The organism is Caballeronia sordidicola, assembly GCF_000729995.1.
Taxonomy (GTDB): domain Bacteria; phylum Pseudomonadota; class Gammaproteobacteria; order Burkholderiales; family Burkholderiaceae; genus Caballeronia; species Caballeronia sordidicola_A.
Window position 1 is genome coordinate 1 of record NZ_JNFG01000051.1, and the last position, 22,490, is coordinate 22,490.

Annotated in this window: 19 protein-coding genes; 10 read left to right on the forward strand and 9 right to left on the reverse strand. The window is 62.5% G+C overall.

Going from position 1 to position 22,490, the window contains the following annotated elements; all coding sequences use genetic code 11:
• Window positions 1-117 precede the first annotated feature (117 nt).
• On the forward strand, window positions 118-2,265 hold the full coding sequence (gene metG, locus FH08_RS0131830) for a methionine--tRNA ligase (protein ID WP_031362242.1): 2,148 nt from the start codon (window positions 118-120) through the stop codon (window positions 2,263-2,265).
• A gap of 92 nt (window positions 2,266-2,357) precedes the next feature.
• On the opposite strand, the gene FH08_RS0131835 is transcribed toward metG, so the two are convergent.
• Window positions 2,358-6,416, reverse strand: coding sequence for a translocation/assembly module TamB domain-containing protein (locus tag FH08_RS0131835; RefSeq protein WP_031362243.1), 4,059 nt, complete (start codon window positions 6,414-6,416; stop codon window positions 2,358-2,360).
• 28 nt (window positions 6,417-6,444) lie between these two features.
• Entirely contained in the window at window positions 6,445-8,142 is a 1,698-nt protein-coding gene (locus tag FH08_RS0131840) for an autotransporter assembly complex protein TamA (RefSeq protein ID WP_152602967.1), read from the reverse strand.
• A 677-nt stretch (window positions 8,143-8,819) separates the two neighbouring features.
• On the opposite strand from FH08_RS0131840, the gene FH08_RS0131845 reads away from it, so the two are divergent.
• The 4 genes from FH08_RS0131845 to panD all read left to right on the forward strand — a co-directional run bounded on the left by FH08_RS0131845 (window position 8,820) and on the right by panD (window position 11,265).
• On the forward strand, window positions 8,820-9,008 hold the full coding sequence (locus tag FH08_RS0131845; RefSeq protein ID WP_031362245.1) for a DUF3460 family protein: 189 nt from the start codon (window positions 8,820-8,822) through the stop codon (window positions 9,006-9,008).
• Between the two features lie 41 nt (window positions 9,009-9,049).
• Entirely contained in the window at window positions 9,050-9,928 is an 879-nt protein-coding gene (locus tag FH08_RS0131850) for a segregation and condensation protein A (RefSeq protein WP_051888690.1), read from the forward strand.
• 105 nt (window positions 9,929-10,033) lie between these two features.
• The gene (panC, locus tag FH08_RS0131855) at window positions 10,034-10,867 is read left to right on the forward strand and encodes a pantoate--beta-alanine ligase (RefSeq protein ID WP_031362247.1); all 834 of its coding nucleotides are present in this window, start codon (window positions 10,034-10,036) and stop codon (window positions 10,865-10,867) included.
• 11 nt (window positions 10,868-10,878) lie between these two features.
• Complete coding sequence (panD, locus tag FH08_RS0131860) at window positions 10,879-11,265, forward strand: aspartate 1-decarboxylase (protein ID WP_031362248.1); 387 nt, start codon at window positions 10,879-10,881, stop codon at window positions 11,263-11,265.
• A gap of 106 nt (window positions 11,266-11,371) precedes the next feature.
• Here panD and FH08_RS0131865 read toward each other — a convergent pair whose 3' ends face one another.
• Window positions 11,372-11,998 (reverse strand): ParA family protein, encoded by a 627-nt coding sequence (locus FH08_RS0131865; RefSeq protein ID WP_031362249.1) that lies wholly within the window; start codon window positions 11,996-11,998, stop codon window positions 11,372-11,374.
• Window positions 11,999-12,159: 161 nt separating this feature from the next.
• Between FH08_RS0131865 and FH08_RS0131870 the strand changes: the two genes are divergently transcribed.
• Window positions 12,160-12,579 carry a PaaI family thioesterase gene (locus FH08_RS0131870; RefSeq protein WP_031362250.1) on the forward strand — a complete coding sequence of 140 codons (420 nt, stop codon included), beginning with the start codon at window positions 12,160-12,162 and terminating at the stop codon, window positions 12,577-12,579.
• Between the two features lie 112 nt (window positions 12,580-12,691).
• Here the strand turns inward: FH08_RS0131870 and FH08_RS0131875 are convergent, their stop codons facing one another.
• Complete coding sequence (locus tag FH08_RS0131875; protein WP_235210567.1) at window positions 12,692-14,200, reverse strand: cobyric acid synthase; 1,509 nt, start codon at window positions 14,198-14,200, stop codon at window positions 12,692-12,694.
• Between the two features lie 49 nt (window positions 14,201-14,249).
• On the opposite strand from FH08_RS0131875, the gene cobU reads away from it, so the two are divergent.
• The 4 genes from cobU to FH08_RS0131895 all read left to right on the forward strand — a co-directional run bounded on the left by cobU (window position 14,250) and on the right by FH08_RS0131895 (window position 17,762).
• Window positions 14,250-14,786 carry a bifunctional adenosylcobinamide kinase/adenosylcobinamide-phosphate guanylyltransferase gene (cobU, locus tag FH08_RS0131880; protein ID WP_031362252.1) on the forward strand — a complete coding sequence of 179 codons (537 nt, stop codon included), beginning with the start codon at window positions 14,250-14,252 and terminating at the stop codon, window positions 14,784-14,786.
• Window position 14,787: 1 nt separating this feature from the next.
• Entirely contained in the window at window positions 14,788-15,729 is a 942-nt protein-coding gene (cbiB, locus tag FH08_RS0131885; RefSeq protein WP_031362253.1) for an adenosylcobinamide-phosphate synthase CbiB, read from the forward strand.
• Window positions 15,722-16,729: a threonine-phosphate decarboxylase CobD gene (gene cobD / locus FH08_RS0131890; protein WP_051888687.1), complete on the forward strand. Its 1,008-nt coding sequence runs from the start codon at window positions 15,722-15,724 to the stop codon at window positions 16,727-16,729. Before cbiB ends, cobD begins: the two co-directional genes overlap by 8 nt.
• A gap of 94 nt (window positions 16,730-16,823) precedes the next feature.
• Complete coding sequence (locus FH08_RS0131895; protein ID WP_235210568.1) at window positions 16,824-17,762, forward strand: cobalamin-binding protein; 939 nt, start codon at window positions 16,824-16,826, stop codon at window positions 17,760-17,762.
• Between the two features lie 4 nt (window positions 17,763-17,766).
• On the opposite strand, the gene cobC is transcribed toward FH08_RS0131895, so the two are convergent.
• The 5 genes from cobC to FH08_RS0131920 are packed head-to-tail and all read right to left on the reverse strand — an operon-like array spanning window position 17,767 to window position 21,949.
• On the reverse strand, window positions 17,767-18,339 hold the full coding sequence (gene cobC, locus FH08_RS0131900; RefSeq protein ID WP_031362256.1) for an alpha-ribazole phosphatase: 573 nt from the start codon (window positions 18,337-18,339) through the stop codon (window positions 17,767-17,769).
• Entirely contained in the window at window positions 18,324-19,085 is a 762-nt protein-coding gene (locus FH08_RS0131905) for an adenosylcobinamide-GDP ribazoletransferase (RefSeq protein ID WP_031362257.1), read from the reverse strand. The genes cobC and FH08_RS0131905 overlap by 16 nt, the downstream gene beginning before the upstream one ends.
• A gap of 7 nt (window positions 19,086-19,092) precedes the next feature.
• A complete protein-coding gene (cobT, locus tag FH08_RS0131910) occupies window positions 19,093-20,142 on the reverse strand; it encodes a nicotinate-nucleotide--dimethylbenzimidazole phosphoribosyltransferase (protein ID WP_152602966.1) in 1,050 nt (349 codons plus the stop codon).
• Window positions 20,143-20,150: 8 nt separating this feature from the next.
• Entirely contained in the window at window positions 20,151-20,960 is an 810-nt protein-coding gene (locus FH08_RS0131915) for an ABC transporter ATP-binding protein (protein ID WP_031362259.1), read from the reverse strand.
• Window positions 20,957-21,949 carry a FecCD family ABC transporter permease gene (locus FH08_RS0131920; RefSeq protein ID WP_051888688.1) on the reverse strand — a complete coding sequence of 331 codons (993 nt, stop codon included), beginning with the start codon at window positions 21,947-21,949 and terminating at the stop codon, window positions 20,957-20,959. The genes FH08_RS0131915 and FH08_RS0131920 overlap by 4 nt, the downstream gene beginning before the upstream one ends.
• Between the last annotated feature and the right edge of the window lie 541 nt (window positions 21,950-22,490).

A 22,490-nucleotide genomic window follows, 5' to 3' on the forward strand; every position in this document is an offset into this window, starting at 1 on the left:
TCCCAGCACTCCATCCCCGCCCCCGCCCGAGTGCGAACGAAAGACCCTTGGCTGTTAGAATCGTGATTCGCTTTTTCACGCAATCACTGAATTCTTCAACCGCAGGGCCAGCGCCTTATGTCAGCACCCACGTCAGCACCCTCCGTTTCCGCAGCGGCGTCCGCCACCCCTGGCCATCGCCGGATTCTCGTCACGTCCGCGCTCCCGTACGCGAACGGTCAGATTCATATCGGCCATATGGTCGAATACATCCAGACCGATATCTGGGTGCGCTCGCTGCGAATGCACGGTCACGAGGTCTACTACGTCGGCGCTGACGATACCCACGGCACCCCCATCATGCTGCGCGCCGAGCTGGAAGGCATCACGCCGAAGCAGTTGATCGAGCGGGTGGGGAAAGAGCACAAGCGCGATTTCGATAGCTTCGGCATCTCGTTCGACAACTACTATTCCACCGACGCCGAAGAAAACCGCGTGCTGTGCGAATCCATCTACGAGTCGCTGAAGGCGGCTGGATTGATTGAGGCGCGCGATATTGAACAAGCCTACGATCCGGTGAAGGAAATGTTCCTGCCCGACCGCTTCATCAAGGGCGAATGTCCGAAATGCGGCGCGAAGGACCAGTACGGCGACAACTGCGAAGTCTGCGGGTCCACGTACCAGCCACTCGACCTGATCAACCCGTATTCGGTGGTGTCGGGCGCGACGCCGGTGCGCAAAACCTCGACGCATTATTTCTTCCGCCTCTCCGACCCGCGTTGCGAAGATTTCCTGCGCGGCTGGGTCAGCGGACTCGCCCAGCCCGAAGCCACGAACAAGATGCGCGAATGGCTCGGCGACAAAGGCGACGCGAAGCTCGCCGACTGGGATATTTCGCGTGACTCGCCGTATTTCGGCTTCGAAATCCCGGGTGCGCCAGGCAAGTATTTCTACGTGTGGGTGGACGCGCCCGTGGGTTATTACGCCAGTTTCAAGAATCTGGCGGAGGCGCGCGGCCTCGATTTCGAGGAATGGATCCGTCCGGGATCGAAGACCGAGCAATATCACTTCATTGGCAAGGACATCCTGTATTTCCACACGTTGTTCTGGCCCGCGATGCTGGAATTTTCCGGCCATCGCACGCCGACGAACGTGTTCGCCCACGGTTTTCTCACCGTCGACGGCACCAAGATGTCCAAGTCGCGCGGCACGTTCATCACGGCGAAAAGCGTGATCGATACGGGGATCAACCCCGAGTGGCTGCGCTACTACTTCGCGGCGAAGCTGAACCACACGATGGAAGACATCGACCTGAATCTCGTTGATTTCCAAGCGCGCGTGAACAGCGATCTGGTCGGCAAATACGTGAATATCGCGAGCCGGGCGGCAGGGTTCCTGATCAAGCGCTTCGATGGCCGTGTGCTGGACAGCGCGATGGATCATCCGCTGCTGCAGCAGTTGCGCGCCGCCGTGCCGCAGATCTCCGCGCTCTATGAGGCGCGTGAGTACGGCCGGGCGTTGCGCACGACCATGGATCTCGCCGATGCCGTCAACGCTTTCGTCGATACCGCTAAGCCCTGGGATCAAGCCAAGGACGAAGCCAACCCGGCTGCCTTGCATGAAACCTGCAGCGTGAGCCTGGAAGCATTCCGCTTGCTGTCGCTGGCATTGAAGCCAGTGCTGCCGGTGCTGGCGGAATCGGTGGAAGGGTTCCTCGGCATCGCGCCGTTGGTCTGGGCAGATGTTTCGGCGCCGCTCGGTTCTTCGCAGCCGATCAACGCGTACAAGCACCTGATGACGCGCGTCGATCCGAAGCAAATTGACGCGCTGATCGAGGCAAACCGGGAATCGGTTGCGCCGGGGCAAGCGACGGCTGCCGTGCCCGCGGCTGCTTCCACGTCATCGTCGAAGAAGGCGCCGAAGGTGAAAGAGCCGGAAGCGGAAGGCGTGATTTCCATCGATGACTTCGCCAAGGTCGATCTGCGAATCGCGAAGATCGTGGATTGCACGGCGGTCGAAGGGTCGGACAAGCTGCTGCAACTCACGCTGGATATCGGCGAGGAAAAGACTCGCAACGTGTTCTCCGGTATCAAGTCGGCGTATCAGCCGCAGGACCTGATCGGCAAGTTCACGGTGATGGTCGCCAACCTGGCGCCGCGCAAGATGAAGTTCGGGCTGTCGGAAGGCATGGTCCTGGCCGCTTCCGCCGAAGACGAGAAAGCCGAACCGGGCTTGTACATTCTCGAGCCGCATAGCGGCGCGAAGCCGGGCATGCGCGTGAAGTAGAAGGTCGGGTTTCATCGCGCTGAACGCAAGACCAAAAGGCCGTATCCAACTCACGTTGAATGCGGCCTTTTAACGTTCACGCGCTCCGCAACTTACTTCCCCTCCGTGGGCGCATTCCTTTTCGACCACGAATCGAATCGCCGCGTGTAAAGCAGATCCATTCCCTGGAACGTGCCGCCGTACGCCGAGATCGACCAGAACCGCGACAAGCTCAGCGTCGCCTTGATCGCATTGCTCGCCGACTGCAAACCCTGTTCATAGCCGAGCACCAGCCGTTCATTGATCGCCTTCGACAACATCACGACTTGCGGATCGGTCAGCCCAACTTCACTCGTTCCGATAGAAAACTCATCCAGCCCGAACGTCTGCGCAATCCGCTTGCCCTGCGTGCTCCCCAGCAATGCAAGCGCATTGGTCATCGCACTCTGCTGGCCAATGTTGTTGCCCTGATCCGTGCCATGCCCGAACAGCAACCACGATAATTTCTCGTTATCCGGCACGTTCGGTTCTGAAATCAGCTTCGCAACCGGCGACTGCACCGTGCCCGTCACCTGCACGCCGGCCTCAATTTCCTGATTGCGGCGCATCGCCAGAATATTGATGCCGGGATTCGTGACCGGTCCGTTGAACGTGAAAAAGCCGTTCTCGATTCCCAGCTTCCGCCCAAACGCCGTATACGTGGAACCCGGCGTGACGCGCACGTTGCCCACCGCCCGCAGCGGCATGTTCGGCGCACTCATGGCCGTGATGGTGCCAGCCAGGCCAAGGTCAGCGCCCGCGCCACGGAAGCGGAATTTCTGGCCGAGATTGATATCGATATTCGCGCGCGGCGCAAACGCGCCCACGGGCTTCTCGCCGGTCGCGACGACGTGCTGATCCTCGCCCTTCACCGTTCCGTCAGGACGCACGATCACGACGTCGTCGCCGAGCGACGGCGCCGATTTCTCGGGCAAATCGAAGAGCGCCTGATCGATGGTGAACTTGCCGTCGATCGCCATGCCGCCCTGCAAGCCCGCGTTCGCAACCGATGCACTCCCCGACAACTGCAACTGCCTGTCAGGCGATGCAAACAGTTCAAGCTTGTCCGCAATGATGCTGGCCGTCAGGTCCGGCTGCTGCTGATCCAGCCGCACCTTGCCGGTCGCGCGCAACGTACCGCTCGCGCCGCGAAACTCGACCTGCTGGAAATCGACCAGGTTCTCCGACAACGCAATCCGGATCACGCCGTCCTTCAACTGCACGCCTTGATCGATGACCGTCACCGAGATTTTGTCGCCGGTAAGCATGCCGGAGACTGTCGGTTTCGCGACGATCCCCGCGATGGTCAGCTTCAACCCGAGTTGGCCATCGAGCAGATACGTGGGGCCGAGCAGCCCGCCGGTCGTACGCAGCGTGGGAACGTTCGCGTCAATCGCGCCGCTCAGCGGCGCTTCATCGGCGACCGTGAGCACACCGTCGCGCGCCACCAAGGTCGTGTGGACATTGGCATCGATCACGCCGACCCGCGTTGCCTGCGCATGCACCGTCGCGTTGAGCCGGTTGCCGCCGGTAAAGTCCGCGCGGGCGGTGATGTCCGTGATGCCGAGCGCCGCGACGCCACGGGCGGCGTCGATGGAGACATCGCCCGAACGCCGCTTCAGTTGCACGTAACCCGTCGCAGTGGCGCCCAGCGCGAAATTCCAGTCGCCATCGAAGACCAGATCGGTCCTGGCGGGCGGTGGTCCGCCCTCCAGTTCCTGGCGGATCTCGAGCAGCCGCGCCACCGAGAGGTTCGTCAACTGGCCCGCCGAACTGATGCGCCCGCCATCGAGCGCGAACGATTTCAAGTCGAGCACGGCGCCTTCCGCCGATAAGCGCGTCGCCCCCAGCACCACGTGGTTCGGCGCGTAGCTGACGGTGAGCGGCGCCTCGAGATTCACGCTCGGCGTGCCCTTGTTCGACAAACGGGTCACGGTGCCGTCCCAATGCGCGCCGTCGCGGGCATCGGTCAGGCGGCCGTTTGCGGCCAGCGTCAGGTTGACCGCATTGCCGCGTACCTTGCCGACCGCGGTCGCGTTGAGCGTGTGGTTCGCGCGTGTGCCGTTCAGGTTCGCGTCGAGGTTCGCGAGATCGACCCCGTCCGTGCTGACATCGCGCGCCTGAAGTGTGAACACCAGCGCACCGTTCGCGCCATCGCGGGCTTCCGCCCGGCCTTCCGCATGGCCCACGCGGTTCGCGCCGAACACCACGCTGTCGGCCTGATAGTTCGCCGCCAGGTTCGGATGCGCGAACGAGCCGGTGACGTCGCCGTCAGCTTTTATAAATCCTGCCAAGCCGAAACCCAGCCGCTCGAGTTGCGGTGCATCGACACGAAAACGCAAGCGATCGCCCGGGCCGCCGAAACTGCCGTCGAGATCGACGTCGTTGCCCGCGACTGACAGCGTCGCCTTGCTCGGCAGGATGCGCGTTCCCACGACCTGGATCGTTCCCGCGCCGGTGAGCGGGAGGTTGTCGTAGACGCTGTCGCCGAGCTTGAACTGAGCCTTGGTGGTGAGCGTTGGCGCGAGTACGCCGGTAGCCGCCAGCGTGCCGTTCACGCGTGCCTCGATGGGCTTGGATTTAGTAGCCACCGGCTTCGCTTTCGAGCCCTTCGGCGGGGGCTTCGCGACCAGTTGGTCGGTCAGCAGCAGCGGATTGAAATCGATGAGCTTCGCCTTCAGGTCGTAGCTCGAATGCGTGTCCTTCTGGAGCGCGCCGCTCAACTCGATACGGCCTTTCCCCAGGCTCAATTTCACGCCATCGAACGCCGTTTGTTTGGCGTCGAGCGTGACCTTGCCTTGCGCGTGCAACGCCGCTTTCGGATCGTTGAGATCGAGCGTGATCGTCTGTGTATCGCCGGCAAGATGGACGCCGATCGGGCCGGCAAACTGCGTCGGCCGGATGGTCGATTCGATCGCGTTCAGGTCGAGTTTCGCGACCTTCAGGTCGAACTGGCCAGTCGCGCCCTTGAGCGTTCCGCCGCCGGTAACGGTGGCGTCCTTCAGCAGCCGCACGTTGAGGTCCGAAATGACCTGCTCCGATGCATCGAGCTTCACGTTCGCGTTGGCGTCGATCAAGGGAATCAGTTTGTTATCGACTGAGCCGGGCTTCGCGTTCACGATCGATATCGGCCCGGTCACCACCAGCGCGTTCGGCGTAGCCGGATCGGGCTTCAGTTCGGCGCGCAATGCGAGATCCGCGAACGGCGCGCTCGGGCTGAACGCCTGCGGATTGACGTGATCGATGGTCACCAGCGCGCGCTTGAGCGGCACGTCACCGAAGGGCGCTGCCTCGACGTGCGCCTGACCCTTGAGCTTCAGACCGCTGGCGTTGATATCGGCGGCCAGGTTTTCCAGTGAGCCGGTCAGATGCGCGGCGACCTGCACGGCCTCGCCACTAACCTCGCCCGAATAACCGGCATCGCCGGTCAGAGGGAACGGGCGCGCGCCGCCATCGAGTTTCAGTGCCGCCGTGACCGCGCCGAACGGTGTATCGAGACGCTGGATGCGCGCCTCGTGATGCCGGCCATCGCTATGTCCGTCCAGCGCGAGCCGCGAGAATTCGGTGGTCGTCGCGCCTTCATGGAGGCGCAGCTTGTCGAGCGTTACATCGCTTATGGCGAGCTGGATCGGCAAGCGCAAATCCTGCGGCAACTCGGTTTTACTGGTGTCTTTCGGCGAGGGCGCGATGCGTGCATCGACCGTGCCGACATGCAAATAGTCGATGGTGAAACGCAACGGCTCACGCGTCAGTTTCCATCGGCCGGAGGCGCTGTCGACGGTGATATCCGTTCCTTTACCGTCCAGACTTTTCCAGTGCACGTTGCGCAACTGCAGGCCCGTGGCAATCGCTCCGCCATCGAGCGTGCCGCTCAGCCGGCCGCCAAGCAGCGATGTCGCCGCCTGCCACACGTAGCGCGTCCCACGCTCGCTGTTCAACCCGTAAAGGATCATCGCGACGCCGAGCGCAAAGCACAGCACAAGCACCAGCACGATACCGCCCAGCCATTTGGCCAGGCGCCGCCAGCCGCCGCGCCGTGTCGGATCACGCGTTCCGTTTTCAGACGCGCCGTTCCCCCGGTCCTCGGAAGGGTCCGGTTGGTTCGAGGGAGATTGGCCGTTCTGGTCGCTCATTCGTTACGAAATAATCCAGGCAAATTCATCAAAAGGCGATTCCGAGCGTCAGGTATGGGCGGATGTCCCGGTTCTTGAAGCCATACGCAATATCCACGTTCACAGGCCCGACCGGACTGCGCCAGCGCACGCCCACACCCGTGCCCGGCTCGAACACGCGCTCTTTCCAGGTATCGGTGGCCGTGCCGATGTCGAAGAACACCGCGCCGCCCCAATCGTGTGAAAACCAGTGCTGGTACTCCGAGCTGCCGGTCATCAGGTACTTGGTCGGCAATACGGAGCCATCGACGTCGTTACCAATGGCCTGATAACCGTAACCGCGCACCGAATTCGCACCGCCCGCCCGGAACAGCAGCGACGCGGGAATGCCGCTCGAGCTGCCCGCCGTGAACACCCCGCCGAACTCCGCGCGGAACACGAACAGGTCGCTCTTGCCCACCGGCAGGTATTGCAGCAGGTTCGTATAAACGCGGCCAAAGGTCTGGTCGGTAAGGATGCCCTTCACCGCGACGTCCGCTTCCGCCCGAATCAGGTTGCCCGAGCGCGGGAACAGCGGATCGTCCACATTACGGCGCACCCATTGCCACGACGGCACGAGCGCATGGCTGTAGGTCGGCGGCCCCTGATTCTGCGTCAGCTTGTCGTCATAGAACAGCAGCGAGAATGTGGTGTCGATGTTCTGCAGCGAGCGCGTGCGCTGCACGCCCACGCGGGCGCTGTAGATGCGGGTGTCGGAAACATTCGTGTTCGTGTAGGAAGCCAGCACGCTGTTCACCCAGGTGCGGCCGTCCGGCGGCATCGCGAGCTGCACCTGGCCGTATTGCTGGGTCTGGTCCAGACGGCCGGATATCGTGAACGGATAAGCCTTGCCGAAGGTATCGAGGTAACTGTAAGCGCCCTGGATGTGCGGCCCGGTATCGGTCGCGTAACCCACGCCGTAACGCACGCTGTTATACGGATACTCGCTGACCTTCAGGTGCATCGGTGTTTCATTGGGCTTGTTGACGTCGTTATCCGCGTCGATAGCGACCGATGCGTAATACGGCGTGTTCTGCAATTGACGCTGCAACTCGTTCACGCGCGCGACGTCGTAAGTGTCGCCGGGATTAATCCGGTTCACATTGTGAATGATCTTTTCCGGGTAACGCCGCACGCCGCTGATGTCGAGCTGACCGAATGTGAAGGTCGGGCCGCTATCGAATGTCACCGACAAATCCACTATGTGCGTTCGCGGATTCACGCGCGCCTTGGATTGCGAGATTTTCGCGCCAAGGTACCGGCGAGCCTGTAGCGCTTTGAGCGCGGCATTCTTCGCGTCATCCCACGCGTTTTGCGAGAACGGATCGCCTTCCTTGACTGAAAACGCGAGGCGCGCGGTGTTTTCCTGAGCAGGGTCTTCAGTCGTGATGGCGCCCTTGAACGTCAGCGACACGGAGGCGACCTTGGTCTGCGGACCGGGATCAACGCTGATGGTGACCGATTTTTTATCGCCGTCATGCTTCACGTCGGTTCGCACGATCGGCGTGAAATAACCGTCGGTCGCAACGAGATCGCGAACTTCCTGCGGCGTGGCCGTGACCAGGAAGTCGAATTGTTCGTCGCTGATGTCGTCACGCTTCTTGAAACGCGACAGATCCAGATGGTCTTTCAACAGCGCCCGGACGCTGCGCGGCGCGTCGATGTCCACGTCGTATTTCGCATGCGCCGGTTGGGCCACGGCAAACATGGCCAGCGCGTGGCACGACCAGACGACACGGCGCACGGATGACCACCACCACGCACGGGAAGGCGCCTTCGACGACGCGATGACCGGCGGCTTCAGCCGCCGGTCATCGGCTTGCCCGCGCTTGATGCGCAGCGGATCAAACAGGCGCCCCGCCAAACGTGACCTCCGGGGTTGGGTTAATCGGATTGCATGGGTGACACGGGACGGCCGGCGCCCGGTGCTGGCTTGATGTCGGCTGCGCATTTGCCTGCAAGCGCCGAGCGTCGGTACAGCAGGCGCTATTTCACCACACTGGCGCGGCCGGCTGTCCCAAAAACCGCCGGGTTAGCCGATTGGACAACGGTCAACCCAATCGTCGCCCCGCTTAGCGTCACTCGCTCCAACTGCTCCTAAAAATACCGGAGGTGCGCCTTGGACGGCTCTCTACCGCGCTTGTTCCTTGCGTGTTTCAATAATTGACAAGGTTTTACCGATGGTTATCGTTGCATATAGGGCCGCTCCGATAGACCGGACGGCCGATGTCTCCGCCTATCCGCGACCTTCAGGCGGGTTAACCGCTCCGCTGCCCGATGCTTGCGGTAAAATTGCGATGAATCACGGCGGCAACTCACGGCGGCAATTCGCCTGGAACCTCCGCCGCGCCCGTTTTCGAATCGCTCTGAGCCAACGGAAGTCGAATCATGTACCTGTCGGACATCACCCAGTTCATCAATCAGATGAAAGAGCAGAAACCGTCGCTCGAAGCAGAGCAGCGCCAAGGCCGTGCGCTGTTGTGGGACAAACAGCCTATCGACCTGGACGAGAGCTCGGAAATCAAGACATCGCGGGTCGAACAAACGCCCTACGTCTATTACCAGAATTTCTGAACGTGAGTGCCGCCCGCGAGGCGCCGCACGCTCCGGAGCGCTTGGGACACCCTTCGGGACGCCCAGGACATTCGGGCAAGGATGATCGCGCCGCGGCGCTAGCCGCGCCCGCGACCGATTCCACGCCGAACACCATTGACGGCGTGGCGTTCGCGCATCTATACGGCGAGCCGCTCTGGAAGCTGCCAACCGACCTGTATATCCCGCCGGACGCCCTCGAGATTTTCCTCGAAGCGTTCGAAGGTCCGCTCGACTTGCTGCTGTACCTGATCCGCAAGCAGAATTTCAACGTCCTCGACATCCCGATGGCCGACGTGACGCGTCAGTACCTGGGCTACGTCGACCAGATTCGCGAATCCAACCTGGAACTCGCGGCGGAATATCTGTTGATGGCGGCCATGCTGATCGAGATCAAGTCGCGCATGCTGCTGCCGGTGAAAAAAGCGGATACCGGTGAGGAAGCGGAAGATCCGCGCGCCGAACTCGTGCGGCGCTTGCTGGAATACGAGCAAATGAAGCTCGCGGCGCAGCGCCTGGATCACCTGCCGCAACTGGGCCGCGACTTCCTCCGGGCAGAGGTCTACGTCGAGCAGAGTTCGGCTCAGCGCTTCCCCGACGTCGATGCAAACGACCTGCGCGCCGCCTGGGCCGACGTCATCAAGCGCGCCCGGCTGGTCGAGCATCACAAGATCTCGCGGGAGGAATTGTCGGTGCGCGAGCATATGAGCACAATCCTGCGACGTCTGCAGAACGCCCGCTTCATGGAATTCGGCGATCTTTTCGACCCGTCGCGCGGCGTGCCCGTCGTGGTAGTGAATTTCATCGCGATGCTTGAGTTGTCGCGTGAAGCGCTGATTGAAATCACCCAGGCCGAGCCGTATGCGCCCATCTACGTGAGACTCGCGTATTCGCCGGCCTAAGCCTTCCGTGGCGCAAACGTAGCGCAAAACGTACCGTAGCCCCTTCCCCTTTCTTTCCCCTTGGAGCAGTGTTTTCAAAACTGCCCGTCAGGAGACACCTGCTAGATGAAAGTCATCAGCTCGATCCATGAACTGCGCGACCAGTTGCGCGGCCAGAACCGAACCGCCTTCGTCCCGACCATGGGTAACCTGCACGAAGGCCACTTGTCGCTCATGCGGCTGGCGCGCCAGCATGGCGATCCGGTGGTTGCCAGTATCTTCGTGAATCGGCTGCAGTTCGGACCAAACGAAGACTTCGAAAAATACCCGCGCACGCTGCAGGACGACATCGAAAAGCTGCAGTCCGAGAACGTGTACGTGCTGTTCGCGCCGACCGAAGCCGATCTTTATCCGGAGCCGCAGCAATATCGAGTGCACCCGCCGACCAACCTCGGAGACATTCTGGAAGGCGAGTTCCGGCCGGGTTTCTTCCAGGGCGTGTGTACGGTCGTGATGAAGCTGATGTCGTGCGTGCAACCGCGCGTAGCCGTCTTCGGCAAGAAGGATTATCAGCAACTGATGATCGTGCGGCAGATGTGCCACCAGTTTGCGCTGCCTACCGAGATCATCGCTGCTGAAACCGTGCGCGACGCCGATGGCCTGGCGCTCAGCTCGCGCAATCGCTTCCTGCAAGCGGCCGAGCGTGCCGAGGCGCCAATCCTCGCAAAAACGCTGAATCGCGTACGCGACGCGGTGCTGGCGGGCAATCGCGACTTTGCATCGATAGAAAAAGAAGCCGTGGAAGCGCTTCTGCAGCGGGGCTGGGAGCCCGATTACATCGCGGTGAGAAGGCGCGTGGACCTGCTGCCACCCGGCCCGGCCGATACCGCGACCCCGCTCGTCGTGCTGGCCGCCGCCAAGCTGGGCACGACGCGCTTGATCGATAACCTGGAAGTCTGAGCGAGGGACGGATGCAGCGAACGCTTTTGAAATCGAAGATTCACCGCGCCACGGTCACGCATTGCGAATTGCATTACGAAGGCTCGTGCGCGATCGACGAGGACTTGCTGGAAGCCGCGAATCTCCTTGAAAACGAGCAGATCGACATCTGGAACGTGAATAACGGCGAGCGCCTAACGACCTACGCCATCAAGGGCGAGCGCGGCAGCGGGATGATTTCGCTGAATGGATCGGCGGCGCGCCGGGCGCAACTGGGCGACCTGGTGATCATTGCGGCGTTTGCGCTGGTCGATGAGGCGGAACTGAAGTCGGGCTGGAAACCGGATCTTGTGTTCGTCGATGAAAAAAACCGCATCAAGGGAAACCGCGACCACGTTCCGACGCAGAACTGGACCTGAATCTGGGTTTGGTCTGACGCGAAAACGCAAAAAACGCCGGTTGGCTTTCGTGGAAATGAAGCCAACCGGCGTTTTTTTATGGCCGAAGGGTCGTCTACGCCTGCTCCTACTTCTTCGACACCCATTCAATAATCGGCTGCCACTGCTCGATATCCTTCTCTACCCGGCTTTTGGCGACGTCCCAGATGGTCAACCCGTGCGCTGCGACCTGCACGTAGTTCTGCGTATCGCGGATAAAACCCAACACCGGCAGGTCAAGCCCTTCCACAAACCGATGCAGCTGATCCGCTGATTTCGTCCGGGCATCCACCCGCATCCCCACCACGCCGACCTCGATCGTGCCCTTGCGCACCGCCTTCTCCTTCTGCAGCCGTTCGAGAAACTCCTGGGTAGCGAGGATATCGAACATGGATGGCTGCAACGGCACGATCACCTTGTCCGCCAGGTCCAGCGCCAGCGCGAGACGGGTGCCGTGAATCCCGGCAGGCGTGTCGACAACCGCCTTCTCCAGACCTCTCGGCGGCTTCGTCGGCGCGTCAACGTTTGTCTTCCACTCTTCTATCTTCGGCAGCGTGTCCGGGCGCAAGCCCAGCCAGCCGTGGGCTGACTGCTGCTTGTCCAGGTCCGCGAGCGCGACCCACTCGCCGTTCGCCGCAAAATAACCCGCCAGATTCGTGGACAGCGTGCTCTTGCCCACGCCGCCCTTCGGATTCGCCACCACGATCACCGTCATAGGTTCAATCCACGCGTTGTCGGCCGCGCTCCACGCCGGACACACCGGGCGTGCTGTAAGCGCTGCATTAAGTGAAATGTTCGAGCCGTTGATACTATCGGATTTGCCTATTTCAATCCATGCGCGTCGACAACGCCGCTCAACTTCAAGGAGTCCGCAACATGGCCACACTGCGCCCCGAAATCACCCCTGACTCTCTGCGCGAACGCCAGCGCGGCTGCCTGCCGGATCTGCTCGGCGTGGAAGTCGTATCGCTGGAAAGCGGCACGCTGACTGGCAAACTGACCATCCGCCCCGAACTGCTCGCACCGAACGGTTTCCTGCATGCGGCGACGGTAATAGGTCTCGCCGACACGTGTTGCGGCTACGCCTGCATCGCTCACCTGCCCGAGGGTGCGAAGAATTTTACGACCGTGGAACTGAAGAGCAACCACGTGGGCACGGCCCGCGAGGGGGTCATCACGGCCAAGGCGACCGCTGTCCACCTGGGCCGTAGCACGCATGTATGGGACGCGATTGTGACGAACGGCGAGGGTAAAACCATCGCGTTATTTCGATGCACGCAGATGATCTTGTATTGAATTTGCGCCGTGTAATCAGGGGCTTGAGTACGGGGCGAACGTGCGCCCGGCGGCCTCGCAGGGAGTATGTGCCGCACGTCGGACTGTTGACGTCATTCGGGCCTGACCGCTTTCAAGCGAACATCGATCCGATGGCGTCAAGATCCAGCGCTTGCCCGAGCGTATCCGCGAGACGGTCCAGCGACGCCTCTCGCAGCGCCGGGTAATCGAGCGCCTCGGCATCGCGCAAACCGGCCCATTCGAGCAGCGCCGCGCAAGCTTCCGGGGTATCGAAGATGCCGTGCAGATAGGTTGCGGCGATCTGGTTATCGGCGGAAATCGCGCCGTCCGGACGCGCCCCGTCAAGCATCACGGCCGGCCGGGCGAGCGCTGCGCCTGTCGTGCGGCCCATGTGGATCTCGTAGCCCCGCACGGGCGCCGGGCCAGTGCCCGTGCCTAACGTCAGCCGGCCGGTCGCGTTGTCGAGCAGCTTGTCCGCCGTCAGCGTGGTGTCGAGATCTAGCAGGCCCAGGCCGTTGACGCAGCCAGCCGGCCCTTCGAACCCCTGGGGGTCATCCACAGTGCGGCCCAGCATCTGCATGCCACCGCAGATCCCCAGCACCTTGCCGCCGTATCGCAGATGCCGCTCAATCGCCCGATCCCAGCCGTTTTCGCGCAGCCAGGCCAGGTCGCGCTGCACGCTTTTCGAGCCCGGCAATACGATGAGATCGGCCGCCGGCGGCGCCGTCCCTGCACGCACGTACGAGAAATCGACCTGCGGGTGGGCGCGCAATGCATCGAAATCCGTGTGGTTGCTGATGCGCGGCAACGCCGGCACGATGACTTTCAAACCCTCGGCGCTTTCGCCACGCGTGTGCAATTGGCTCGGCAACATGTCCTCGGCATCGAGCGTCAGGCCGTGCAGATAAGGCACGACGCCAAGCACCGGCTTGCCGGTTTGCGCTTCGAGCCAGTCGAGACCGGGCTGCAACAGGCTGATATCGCCACGAAAACGGTTGATGACAAAGCCGCGAATCCGCGCCCTTTCGGTCTCCGATAAACACGCCAGAGTCCCCAGCAAATGAGCGAACACGCCGCCGCGGTCAATATCCGCTACCAGTACCACCGGACAATCCACGCGCTCGGCAAACCCCATGTTGGCAATGTCGCGGTCCCGCAGGTTCACCTCCGCCGGGCTCCCCGCTCCTTCCACGACAATCGCGTCAAAACGCTGCTGAAGCCGGGCGTACGAGGCGAGCACGGCATCGAAGGCAATAGTTTTGTACGCGTGATAAGCGCGGGCATCGAGATTGGCATGCGCGCGGCCGTGGATGATCACCTGCGCGCCGCGGTCGCTGGTCGGCTTGAGCAGCACGGGATTGAAGTCGATTTCCGCATCCACGCCCGCCGCGATCGCCTGCAGCGCCTGGGCGCGGCCGATCTCGCCGCCGTCGACCGTCACCGCGCTGTTCAGCGCCATGTTCTGCGGCTTGAACGGCGCGACCCGCATGCCACCGCGCCGCGCCAGCCGGCACAGGCCCGCGACCAGCGTGCTCTTGCCGGCGTCGGAGGTCGTGCCCTGGATCATCAGCGTGCCGCGCGGTGCAAATTGCAGGAGTGTTTCCGTGGTCATCGGTTGCATCGGTTCTCTGGGAAGCCGCTATGGTAGCGCCCGCCGGTACAATATTGCGATGACTTCACCCGACCTCACCTTCATTCTCGGCGGCGCGCGCTCGGGCAAGAGCGCCCACGCCGAACGGCTGGCCGCCGACAGCGGTTTGCCCGTCACTTACGTGGCGACGGCGCGTATTGGCGACGCCGAATTCGCCGCGCGCGTGGAGCAGCATCGTGAACGCCGGCCGACGCATTGGGCGCTGGTCGAACGGCCGCTCGATCTGGGCGGCGTGCTGCGCAAACTGGATCGCGAGGGTCATGTGGTGCTGATCGACTGCCTGACGTTGTGGCTCGCCAACCTGCTGTTCCCCGCCGACGGCAGCACACCCGAGGGCCCGCCGCTGCAGGCCTTCGCCGACTTCGACGCCGCGCTTTCAAACGTGCGCGGCAAGGTGATCATAGTGAGCAACGAGATCGGCTTGGGCGTGGTCCCAATGGGATCGGTGACGCGCCTTTACGTCGATGAACTCGGCCGGCTCAACCAGCGCGTCGCCGCTGCGAGCACGCACGTGACCATGATGGTCGCCGGCCTGCCGCTCGTACTCAAAGGCTGACATGCTGCTGCTCTCCTTCTACGTCACGGCGATGCTCGCCATTGCCGGCGTCGTGATCGACCGGATTTTCGGCGAACCGGCCACGCACCATCCGCTGGTCGCGTTCGGGCGGCTTGCCACGCGCATCGAAGCAAAAATGAACACGGGTTTCCGGGCGCGGCCGGCGGGTATTCTCGCGTGGCTGCTGGCCGTCGTGCCGCCGGTGGTGGTGAGCTGGATTCTCGTAAGCGTGCTGCCGTTCACCGCTGCCTGCGCGGTGCATGTCGCGTTGCTGTGGTTCTCGCTCGGCGCCAAAAGCCTCAAGGACCACATCGCACCGATCGCCCGCGCGCTCGGGCTCGGCGATCTGGCCGCCGCGCGAAAGCTGACGGCGCGCATCGTCTCGCGCGACACCGCCAACGCCGATGAAGCCGCGCTCTCCCGCGCCGCCGTGGAGTCCACGCTGGAAAACGGCAACGACGCCATTTTCGGCGCGCTGTTCTGGTTCGTCATCGCGGGCGGACCGGGCGCGCTGATGTTCCGCCTCGCTAACACCCTCGATGCAATGTGGGGCTACCGCACGCCGCGTTACCTGCGTTTCGGCTGGGCCGCCGCCCGTTTCGACGATGTCCTGAACTTCGTGCCTGCACGGTTCACGGCCGCCAGCTACGCCCTGATGGGTGATACGCGCACGGCATGGCGCTGCTGGCGCACGCAGGCGCCGCTGTGGGACAGCCCAAATGCGGGGCCGGTGATGGCGGCGGGCGCTGGAAGCCTGAACGTGTTGCTGGGCGGCCCGGCGATCTATCACGGCGCGCTGGAAACGCGACCCGTGCTCGGGTTTGGAATGACCGCCTCGCCCCGGCACGTGGTGGCCGCGCTCCGGCTGGTCGAACGTACTTTAATGTTCTGGCTCGCGGTGCTGCTGGTGTTGGCGTTCATGGGGGTGGGGTTGCATGGCTGATCCCATCCGGCATGGCGGGAATCTACGGGAAGCGGCGCGTCGATACGGCATCGCGCTGGGCGACTGGCTGGATTTATCGACGGGGATCAATCCGCGGGCATTTCCGGTCCCGCCTTTGCCAATGGACGCGTGGCGCCGCTTGCCCGAAGACGCCGATGGTCTGGCCGAGCTGGCAGCGCGTCACTATGGAGCGCCAGGGGCGCTGCCGGTCGCAGGTAGCCAGGCCGCGATTCGCGCGCTACCGGGCTTGTTGAGACGCGGCGTTGCTGCCGTTGCGCCTTTGACGTACAGCGAATACAGGCCGGCGTTCGAACGCGCCGGGCATCGGATCGTAACGCTCGATGTTGCGTCGGCCGATTTGAAGAATGACATCGACCAAGTGATCGTTGCGAATCCTAACAATCCTACAACGGAACGTATCCCGCGTGACGTGCTGCTGCAATGGCATGAGCAATTGGCAAGACGCGGCGGCACGCTGATCGTTGATGAAGCCTTCGCCGATGCCTACGGCGATGCGGCCATGTCGATGGCATCGGAGAGTGAGCGGGAGGGGTTGGTCGTGCTGCGCTCGGTCGGCAAGTTTTATGGGCTTGGAGGGATTCGCGCCGGGTTTGTGCTCGCAGCGGCATCCTTTCGCGATGCGCTGTCGGACGCTCTCGGTGCGTGGACAGTGAGCGGTCCGGCACGACACGCGGTGCAGGCCGCGTTCAATGACCTTTCATGGCAAGCAGAGACTCGCGCCACGCTGGTTCGCGATAGCGCAAGGCTGGCAGAGTTGATCCGCAATCAAGGTTTCGATCCCCGCGCGACGCCGCTTTTTGTATGGTTCGAGACCGGCAAAGCAGCGGCGCTGCAGAACGCTTTGGCCACGCGCGGAATCTGGACACGGCTCTTCGAGCACGGCACGTCGCCGAGTTTGCGGATTGGTTTGACGGGATCGAAAGAGGAATGGGCGCGGTTTGAGGAAGCGTTTGCCGCCGCTGTGAACGCGATCCGCTGAACGATTGAGCCCTTCGCGTCCGGTGCTTCATCCACCGCGTTCCCAACGCAAAAATGAGCGCTCGCGTATTTGTGCTTCTTACGCAGCGCTAGCCATGCATGACGCATCGGAACCAACTTACTTCATGACCTTGCGCCACGTCCTCACGCTGACCTTCATCGCTGCGATTTTTGCATCGACTCAAGCTCGGGCTGAAACCCTCGCCGTCACCGACGACACCGGCGCCACCGTCACCCTCGCTGCTCCCGCACAACGCATCGTGAGCCTTGCACCGCACGTCACCGAACTCCTGTTCGCGGCGGGCGGTGGTGCGCGCGTTGTCGGAGCGGTCAGTTATAGCGATTACCCGCCGCAAGCCAAAGCCATCCCGCGTGTTGGCGACAACAAGTCGCTGGACCTCGAACGCATCGTCGCGATGAAACCCGACCTGATCGTCGTGTGGCGGCATGGCAATGCGATGCGTCAAATCGACAGGTTGCGCGAACTGCATGTGCCGCTGTTTTTCAGCGAGCCGCATCGCCTGGACGATATCCCTGTCACCATCGATAAACTTGGCGTCCTGCTCGGGACATCGGCTGAGTCGAATAAGGCGTCGGACGCGTTTCGTCACGATATCGCCGGCTTGCGGACGCGTTATTCGAACCGGCCGCCGGTGAGCGTGTTTTATCAGGTTTGGGACGACCCGCTGATGACGCTCAACGGGTCGCAGATTGTCAGCCAAGTGATAGATCTATGCGGTGGCCGCAACGTGTTCGCTGATCTGAAACCGTTGGTGCCCACCATCTCGACTGAAGCGGTGCTGGCAGCCGATCCCGAAGCGATCGTGACAGCCACACCGGGCGCAACGAGTTCGGATCATCCGTTGCCGTCGCTGGATGCGTGGCGCAAATGGCCTTCGATCAAAGCCGTCGCGCGCAACAATCTGTTCGGTATCGATGGCGATCTGATCAACCGGCCGACACCACGTCTCGCACTCGGAGCGGCTACGTTGTGTGAAGACCTGGAAGTAGCCAGAACGCGGCGTCCGAAGTAAAGCGTCACGCGTTCCAGCGGACCAGCAGCCACTCATTGCGCACGCGTTTCAACCAGACGATCGCGCCGAAATCCAGTGGCCATTGAATCGCGTTCGCGCGCGGGACACCGAGTAAGTGAGCTGTCAGTACACGAATGACGCCCGCATGCGTCACGGCGTGAACCGGGCCGTCGGTGCTCGCGGTGCAAACGGAGTCGGCCCAATCGATCACCCGCGCGGCGAACTGCGCGACACTCTCACCGCCATGCTCGCGGGCGTGTTCAAGATCCGCTGCCCAGGCATCGAGCATCAACCGATCCAGGCCGTCCCAGCGCCGCCCTTCCCATGCGCCGAAATCGAGTTCCTGCAAACGAGCATCGGCTTGGACAGGGCCCAACGCTTCGGCTAGCAAACGGCATCGGCTTAACGGACTCGTATGCCAGACGCCTTCAAACGCGGGCACTTTCAGCAACCGCAACCGTTCCTCCAGCACACGCGCAGAATCGGCCGCATCGCCTAGAAGCGGAACGTCGGTGCGGCCATAGCAAATCCCGGTGTCGATACGAACAGCCGGATGGCGAATCAGGACGAGATCCATCCGAGTCCAATCAGGTAGATTGCAAGTTCAAAAATCTGCTGAGCGAAGCCGAGGCAATCGCCGGTATAACCGCCGATACGCTTGACGAAATAACGCCCCATGCCAAAGCGCAACACACCGAGCGCAGCGATCATCACGCATCCAAGCCGCCAGTCGGGCCAGAAAAGCCAGGGAAATCCGAACAACGCAGCCAAGAGAAACGCGCTCGCGCTCATCTTCTGCGCGACCGGTTTCGCTTTGCCTTCGGCCCGTACATAGTCGAGCGTGCAGAGATAGCTGATCGCAAACGTGCGGCTTGCCGCGTGCGCCGCGACGATCATCCATGCAGCGCGCAACGGCAGCATCGTGGCCAATGTTTGCCACTTCAGCGCAAGCGCGACGATCAACGCAATGGCGCCAAATGCACCGATCCGCGAGTCGTGCATGATGCGCAACACGTCTTCCCGGGTGTAGCCGCCGCCGAAGGCATCGGCGCAATCGGCGAGGCCATCTTCGTGGAACGCACCGGTGACGAGCAGCGTTGCCGCCATCGACAACAGCACGGCAACGCCTGCCGGAAACACCTGCAACGCAGCGAGATAAACGACCGCACCGACTCCACCGACTAGTGCACCTATCAACGGGAAATAGCGAGCCGCCGCATTCAGATAATGCACTTCGAAGCCGACCCAACGCGGTACCGGCACGCGGGTGAAATACCCGAGTGCGGTAAAGAAGTAGCGGAGTTCCTGCGATGGCCGGTTCATATCGAAGTCACACTGCCTTGTCGGACACACCGGCCGATTCGAAGCTCGCCATTTCATTGATGAACGCCACCGCCGCACGCAACAACGGCAACGCGAGCGCAGCGCCGGTACCTTCGCCCAAGCGTAATCCCAGTTGCAACAACGGCGCGGCGTTGAAATGTTCGAGCATGCGCCGGTGCCCCGTCTCATCCGATGCATGCGCGAACACGCAGTAATCGAGCACGGCCGGATTGAGCGCATGAGCCACGAGCAACGCCGACGTCACGATAAAACCATCGACGAGAATCGTCATGCGGGCTTCCGCCGCCGCGAGGAACGCGCCTGCGATCATCGCAATTTCAAAGCCGCCGAAAGTTGCCAGCGTCTCAAGCGGATCAGTGGATGCCGCGTGTTTCTTTAAAGCAGCAGCGAGTACATCGCGCTTGTGGTGCAAGCCGGCATCGTCGAGTCCTGTGCCACGTCCCACGCATGCATCGATCTCAACGTTGCACAGCCGGCTCATCAGGCACGCCGCCGCCGATGTATTCGCGATCCCCATCTCGCCGAAGCCGATCACATTGGTCCCGAGCGCCGCGTGAAAACGCACGCGCGCAGCACCACGTTCGATCGCTTGCAATACTTCGTCGCGCGTCATCGCCGGTTCGTGCGCGAAATTACGGGTACCGCCGCGCCGGATCGCTACATCGACGAACCCCGCCGCCGGCGGCGACGCACTCGCCACACCCGCGTCCACCACTTCGAGCGTCATGCCCGCCGCCTTCGACAACGCATTGATCGCCGCCCCACCCGCGATGAAATTCGCGACCATCTGCACCGTGACCTCCTGCGGGAACGGACTCACGCCTTCGGCCGCGATGCCGTGATCGCCAGCAAAAACAATGATCGCCGGCTGCTCGATACGCGGCCGCAAAGTCCCTTGAATCAACCCGATCTGAAGCCCGAGTGATTCGAGCCGGCCGAGACTGCCGGGCGGTTTTGTCTTCGTATCGATTACATGTTGCAGCTCGGTCGTCATCGATCGATCGAGCGGTTCAGGACGGGGAAGTGTGTCGTTCATAGTGTTGTTCATGGTGAGGTTGAACGCATCACGGGCACGAGCGCCTCGTGACCGTCCTGCTGAATCAGCGTAAGTGGATAACCGAACGCGGCGCCGGCACGCTCGGGCGTGAGGACATCGCGAACGGGGCCGGCATGCGTGTGGCCGGCGCCATCGAGTAGCAAAGCGTGCGTGGCGAAACGCCGGGCAAGGTTCAGATCGTGACACGAGAAAATCACGCTGCGTTGTTTCGATCGGACCCATTCGCTCAACGCTTCAAGGCAATCGATCTGATGATGCACGTCGAGATGCGCCAGCGGTTCATCGAGCAACAATAGCGGTGCGTCCTGGCACAAGGTCGCGGCCAGCGCGACGCGTTGTCGTTCGCCGCCTGACAACGACAGGACATCGCGTGAAGTGAATTCCGCGAGGCCGAGCAGATCCAGCGCCGCGTGCGCAGCCGCGCGGTCCGCGTCGCTTTCCCAACCCCAGCCAGTGAGATGCGGAAAGCGATTGAGCATGACGGTCTCGAGAACGGTGGCGCTGAACGCATCGTGCGTGGCTTGCGGCATCAACGCGCGGCGGCGGGCGAGTTCACTGGTGCCCCAGGCGCTCAACGCGCGTCCATCGAGTGAAATCGCATTCGATGCCGTCTTCGATACCCCCGCCATCGCCGCGATCAACGTCGTTTTGCCCGCACCGTTCGGACCGGCGATGCACCACATTTCGCCGGGCGCGAAGAACTGCGTGAGCTCCGCGACCAACACGCGCGCTGCTGCAGAAGTTGCTGCACGAGTTCCCGCGCGCAACGTGAGTTGAGTGACCTGAAGTCCGTTCATGGCGCGCGCCTGAGGAGCATCCACAAGAACACCGGCACCCCGATCAGCGCGGTGATGACGCCTACCGGCAACTGCGCCGGCGCGATTACCGTGCGCGCGACGAGGTCCGCTCCCATCACGGCCAGTCCGCCAGCCAGCGCCGATGCAGGCAGCAGCATGCGTTGATCATTGCCAAACGCGAGCCGCAACACATGCGGCACCACGAGCCCGATGAAACCGATGGTCCCGGCCGTCGTCACCGCAGCCGCTGCCGCCAGCGACGCAACCAGATACACACGCAGTCTCAACTGCACGACGCGCACGCCCAGCGCCTCGGCTGCAACATCGCCACGCAGCAACACGTTGAGCTGGGGCGCGGCCGGCACGATCGCGATCAGCGCGATCACCAAAGCGATCAAAGCGGTCCATGGCATCGAGACGCCGTTCAGGTCGCCGGTCAGCCAGAACACCATGCCTCGCAAGCGATTCTCGGGAGCGATAGCGAGCATGAGCGTGATCAACGCGCCCCACCCTGCCGCGATCACCGCGCCGGTGAGCAGCAATCTCGGCGATGTGTCCTGCGGTTCCCCACGCCACAACTCGCGCCGGGCGAGCCCGAGGACAAGCAGTATCGACAAGAACGCGCCCGCGAACGCGGCAACGTCGACGCTCCACCACGACAGGGAGAACAACATCGCGGCGAGCGCGAATGCGGCCGCGCCACCCGATACGCCAAGCACATAAGGTTCGGCCAACGGATTGCGCAGCAAGACCTGCAGCAATGCGCCGGCCATGCCAAGCAGGGCGCCCGCCGCAAAGCCGCCGAGCGCGCGCGGCAAGCGCAGACTGAGCACGATTTCATCGATCACGTCAGTCGACCGGGACACGAGCGCCTGCATCACCCGCAGCGGCGACACGGCAATACTCCCCAGCGCCAGCGACGCCACGAACACAGCGAGCGCGGCGAAGCCAAGCCCGGTCCAGACCATGAAAGCGCGCTGGGCGCTCATGCGCTTAAGGTTCACTGCGGCGGTGCGCCAGGCATGATCGAGGCGCCGGGACGCGGCTTTCTATACGAGTGCGCAAGCTGATGATCCTTGTTGAAGAGGTTGTCCCGAGTTCATCGATAAGCGCGCCGCCCCACGCAATGGCAACGCGTGGGACGATCCAACGGATTGCCGCTGAACGGATAGTACAGATCGTCGAAGGTTGAAGCACGGCGGATGAACGCCATTTCGAGTGGTGAAATCTGTCGGACAAAGCGCGCCAGGATCGACTTGCAACTTGCGATGGAGTCGCTTACCGTTGCGGGGCAGCGCAGGTTGACCCGTCCGCGCAGCCTCCGCTCCCTGCTTTTCGCAGTAGCGCGCCCGCTTGCAGTCGCCCGCGAGCGCCAAGGTGGCGGGAGTTTAAGAGCGGCACATTAAGCCGTCAAGAAAGCGCGACAATGCAGTCGGTCGAACCGTCTTCACCGTGGTTCGATTATTCGATTACCCCTGTTTTCAGGGCTTCCGCGCGATATTTTCACAAACGCTCGCACGCCTGAATGAA

What these genes read in the sequence shown, in the direction of transcription:
- FH08_RS0131915 (WP_031362259.1), bottom strand. Translation starts at nt 20,960, where the DNA reads ATGAACGGACTTCAGGTCACTCAACTCACGTTGCGCGCGGGAACTCGT.
- FH08_RS0131865 (WP_031362249.1), bottom strand. Translation starts at nt 11,998, where the DNA reads ATGACGGTGATCGTGGTGGCGAATCCGAAGGGCGGCGTGGGCAAGAGC.
- FH08_RS0131835 (WP_031362243.1), bottom strand. Translation starts at nt 6,416, where the DNA reads ATGAGCGACCAGAACGGCCAATCTCCCTCGAACCAACCGGACCCTTCC.
- FH08_RS0131875 (WP_235210567.1), bottom strand. Translation starts at nt 14,200, where the DNA reads ATGCAACCGATGACCACGGAAACACTCCTGCAATTTGCACCGCGCGGC.
- cbiB (WP_031362253.1), top strand. Translation starts at nt 14,788, where the DNA reads ATGCTGCTGCTCTCCTTCTACGTCACGGCGATGCTCGCCATTGCCGGC.
- FH08_RS0131905 (WP_031362257.1), bottom strand. Translation starts at nt 19,085, where the DNA reads ATGAACCGGCCATCGCAGGAACTCCGCTACTTCTTTACCGCACTCGGG.
- FH08_RS0131895 (WP_235210568.1), top strand. Translation starts at nt 16,824, where the DNA reads ATGCATGACGCATCGGAACCAACTTACTTCATGACCTTGCGCCACGTC.
- cobC (WP_031362256.1), bottom strand. Translation starts at nt 18,339, where the DNA reads ATGGATCTCGTCCTGATTCGCCATCCGGCTGTTCGTATCGACACCGGG.
- cobD (WP_051888687.1), top strand. Translation starts at nt 15,722, where the DNA reads ATGGCTGATCCCATCCGGCATGGCGGGAATCTACGGGAAGCGGCGCGT.
- cobU (WP_031362252.1), top strand. Translation starts at nt 14,250, where the DNA reads ATGACTTCACCCGACCTCACCTTCATTCTCGGCGGCGCGCGCTCGGGC.
- FH08_RS0131840 (WP_152602967.1), bottom strand. Translation starts at nt 8,142, where the DNA reads ATGTTTGCCGTGGCCCAACCGGCGCATGCGAAATACGACGTGGACATC.
- FH08_RS0131920 (WP_051888688.1), bottom strand. Translation starts at nt 21,949, where the DNA reads ATGAGCGCCCAGCGCGCTTTCATGGTCTGGACCGGGCTTGGCTTCGCC.
- panD (WP_031362248.1), top strand. Translation starts at nt 10,879, where the DNA reads ATGCAGCGAACGCTTTTGAAATCGAAGATTCACCGCGCCACGGTCACG.
- FH08_RS0131870 (WP_031362250.1), top strand. Translation starts at nt 12,160, where the DNA reads ATGGCCACACTGCGCCCCGAAATCACCCCTGACTCTCTGCGCGAACGC.
- cobT (WP_152602966.1), bottom strand. Translation starts at nt 20,142, where the DNA reads ATGAACGACACACTTCCCCGTCCTGAACCGCTCGATCGATCGATGACG.
- panC (WP_031362247.1), top strand. Translation starts at nt 10,034, where the DNA reads ATGAAAGTCATCAGCTCGATCCATGAACTGCGCGACCAGTTGCGCGGC.
- metG (WP_031362242.1), top strand. Translation starts at nt 118, where the DNA reads ATGTCAGCACCCACGTCAGCACCCTCCGTTTCCGCAGCGGCGTCCGCC.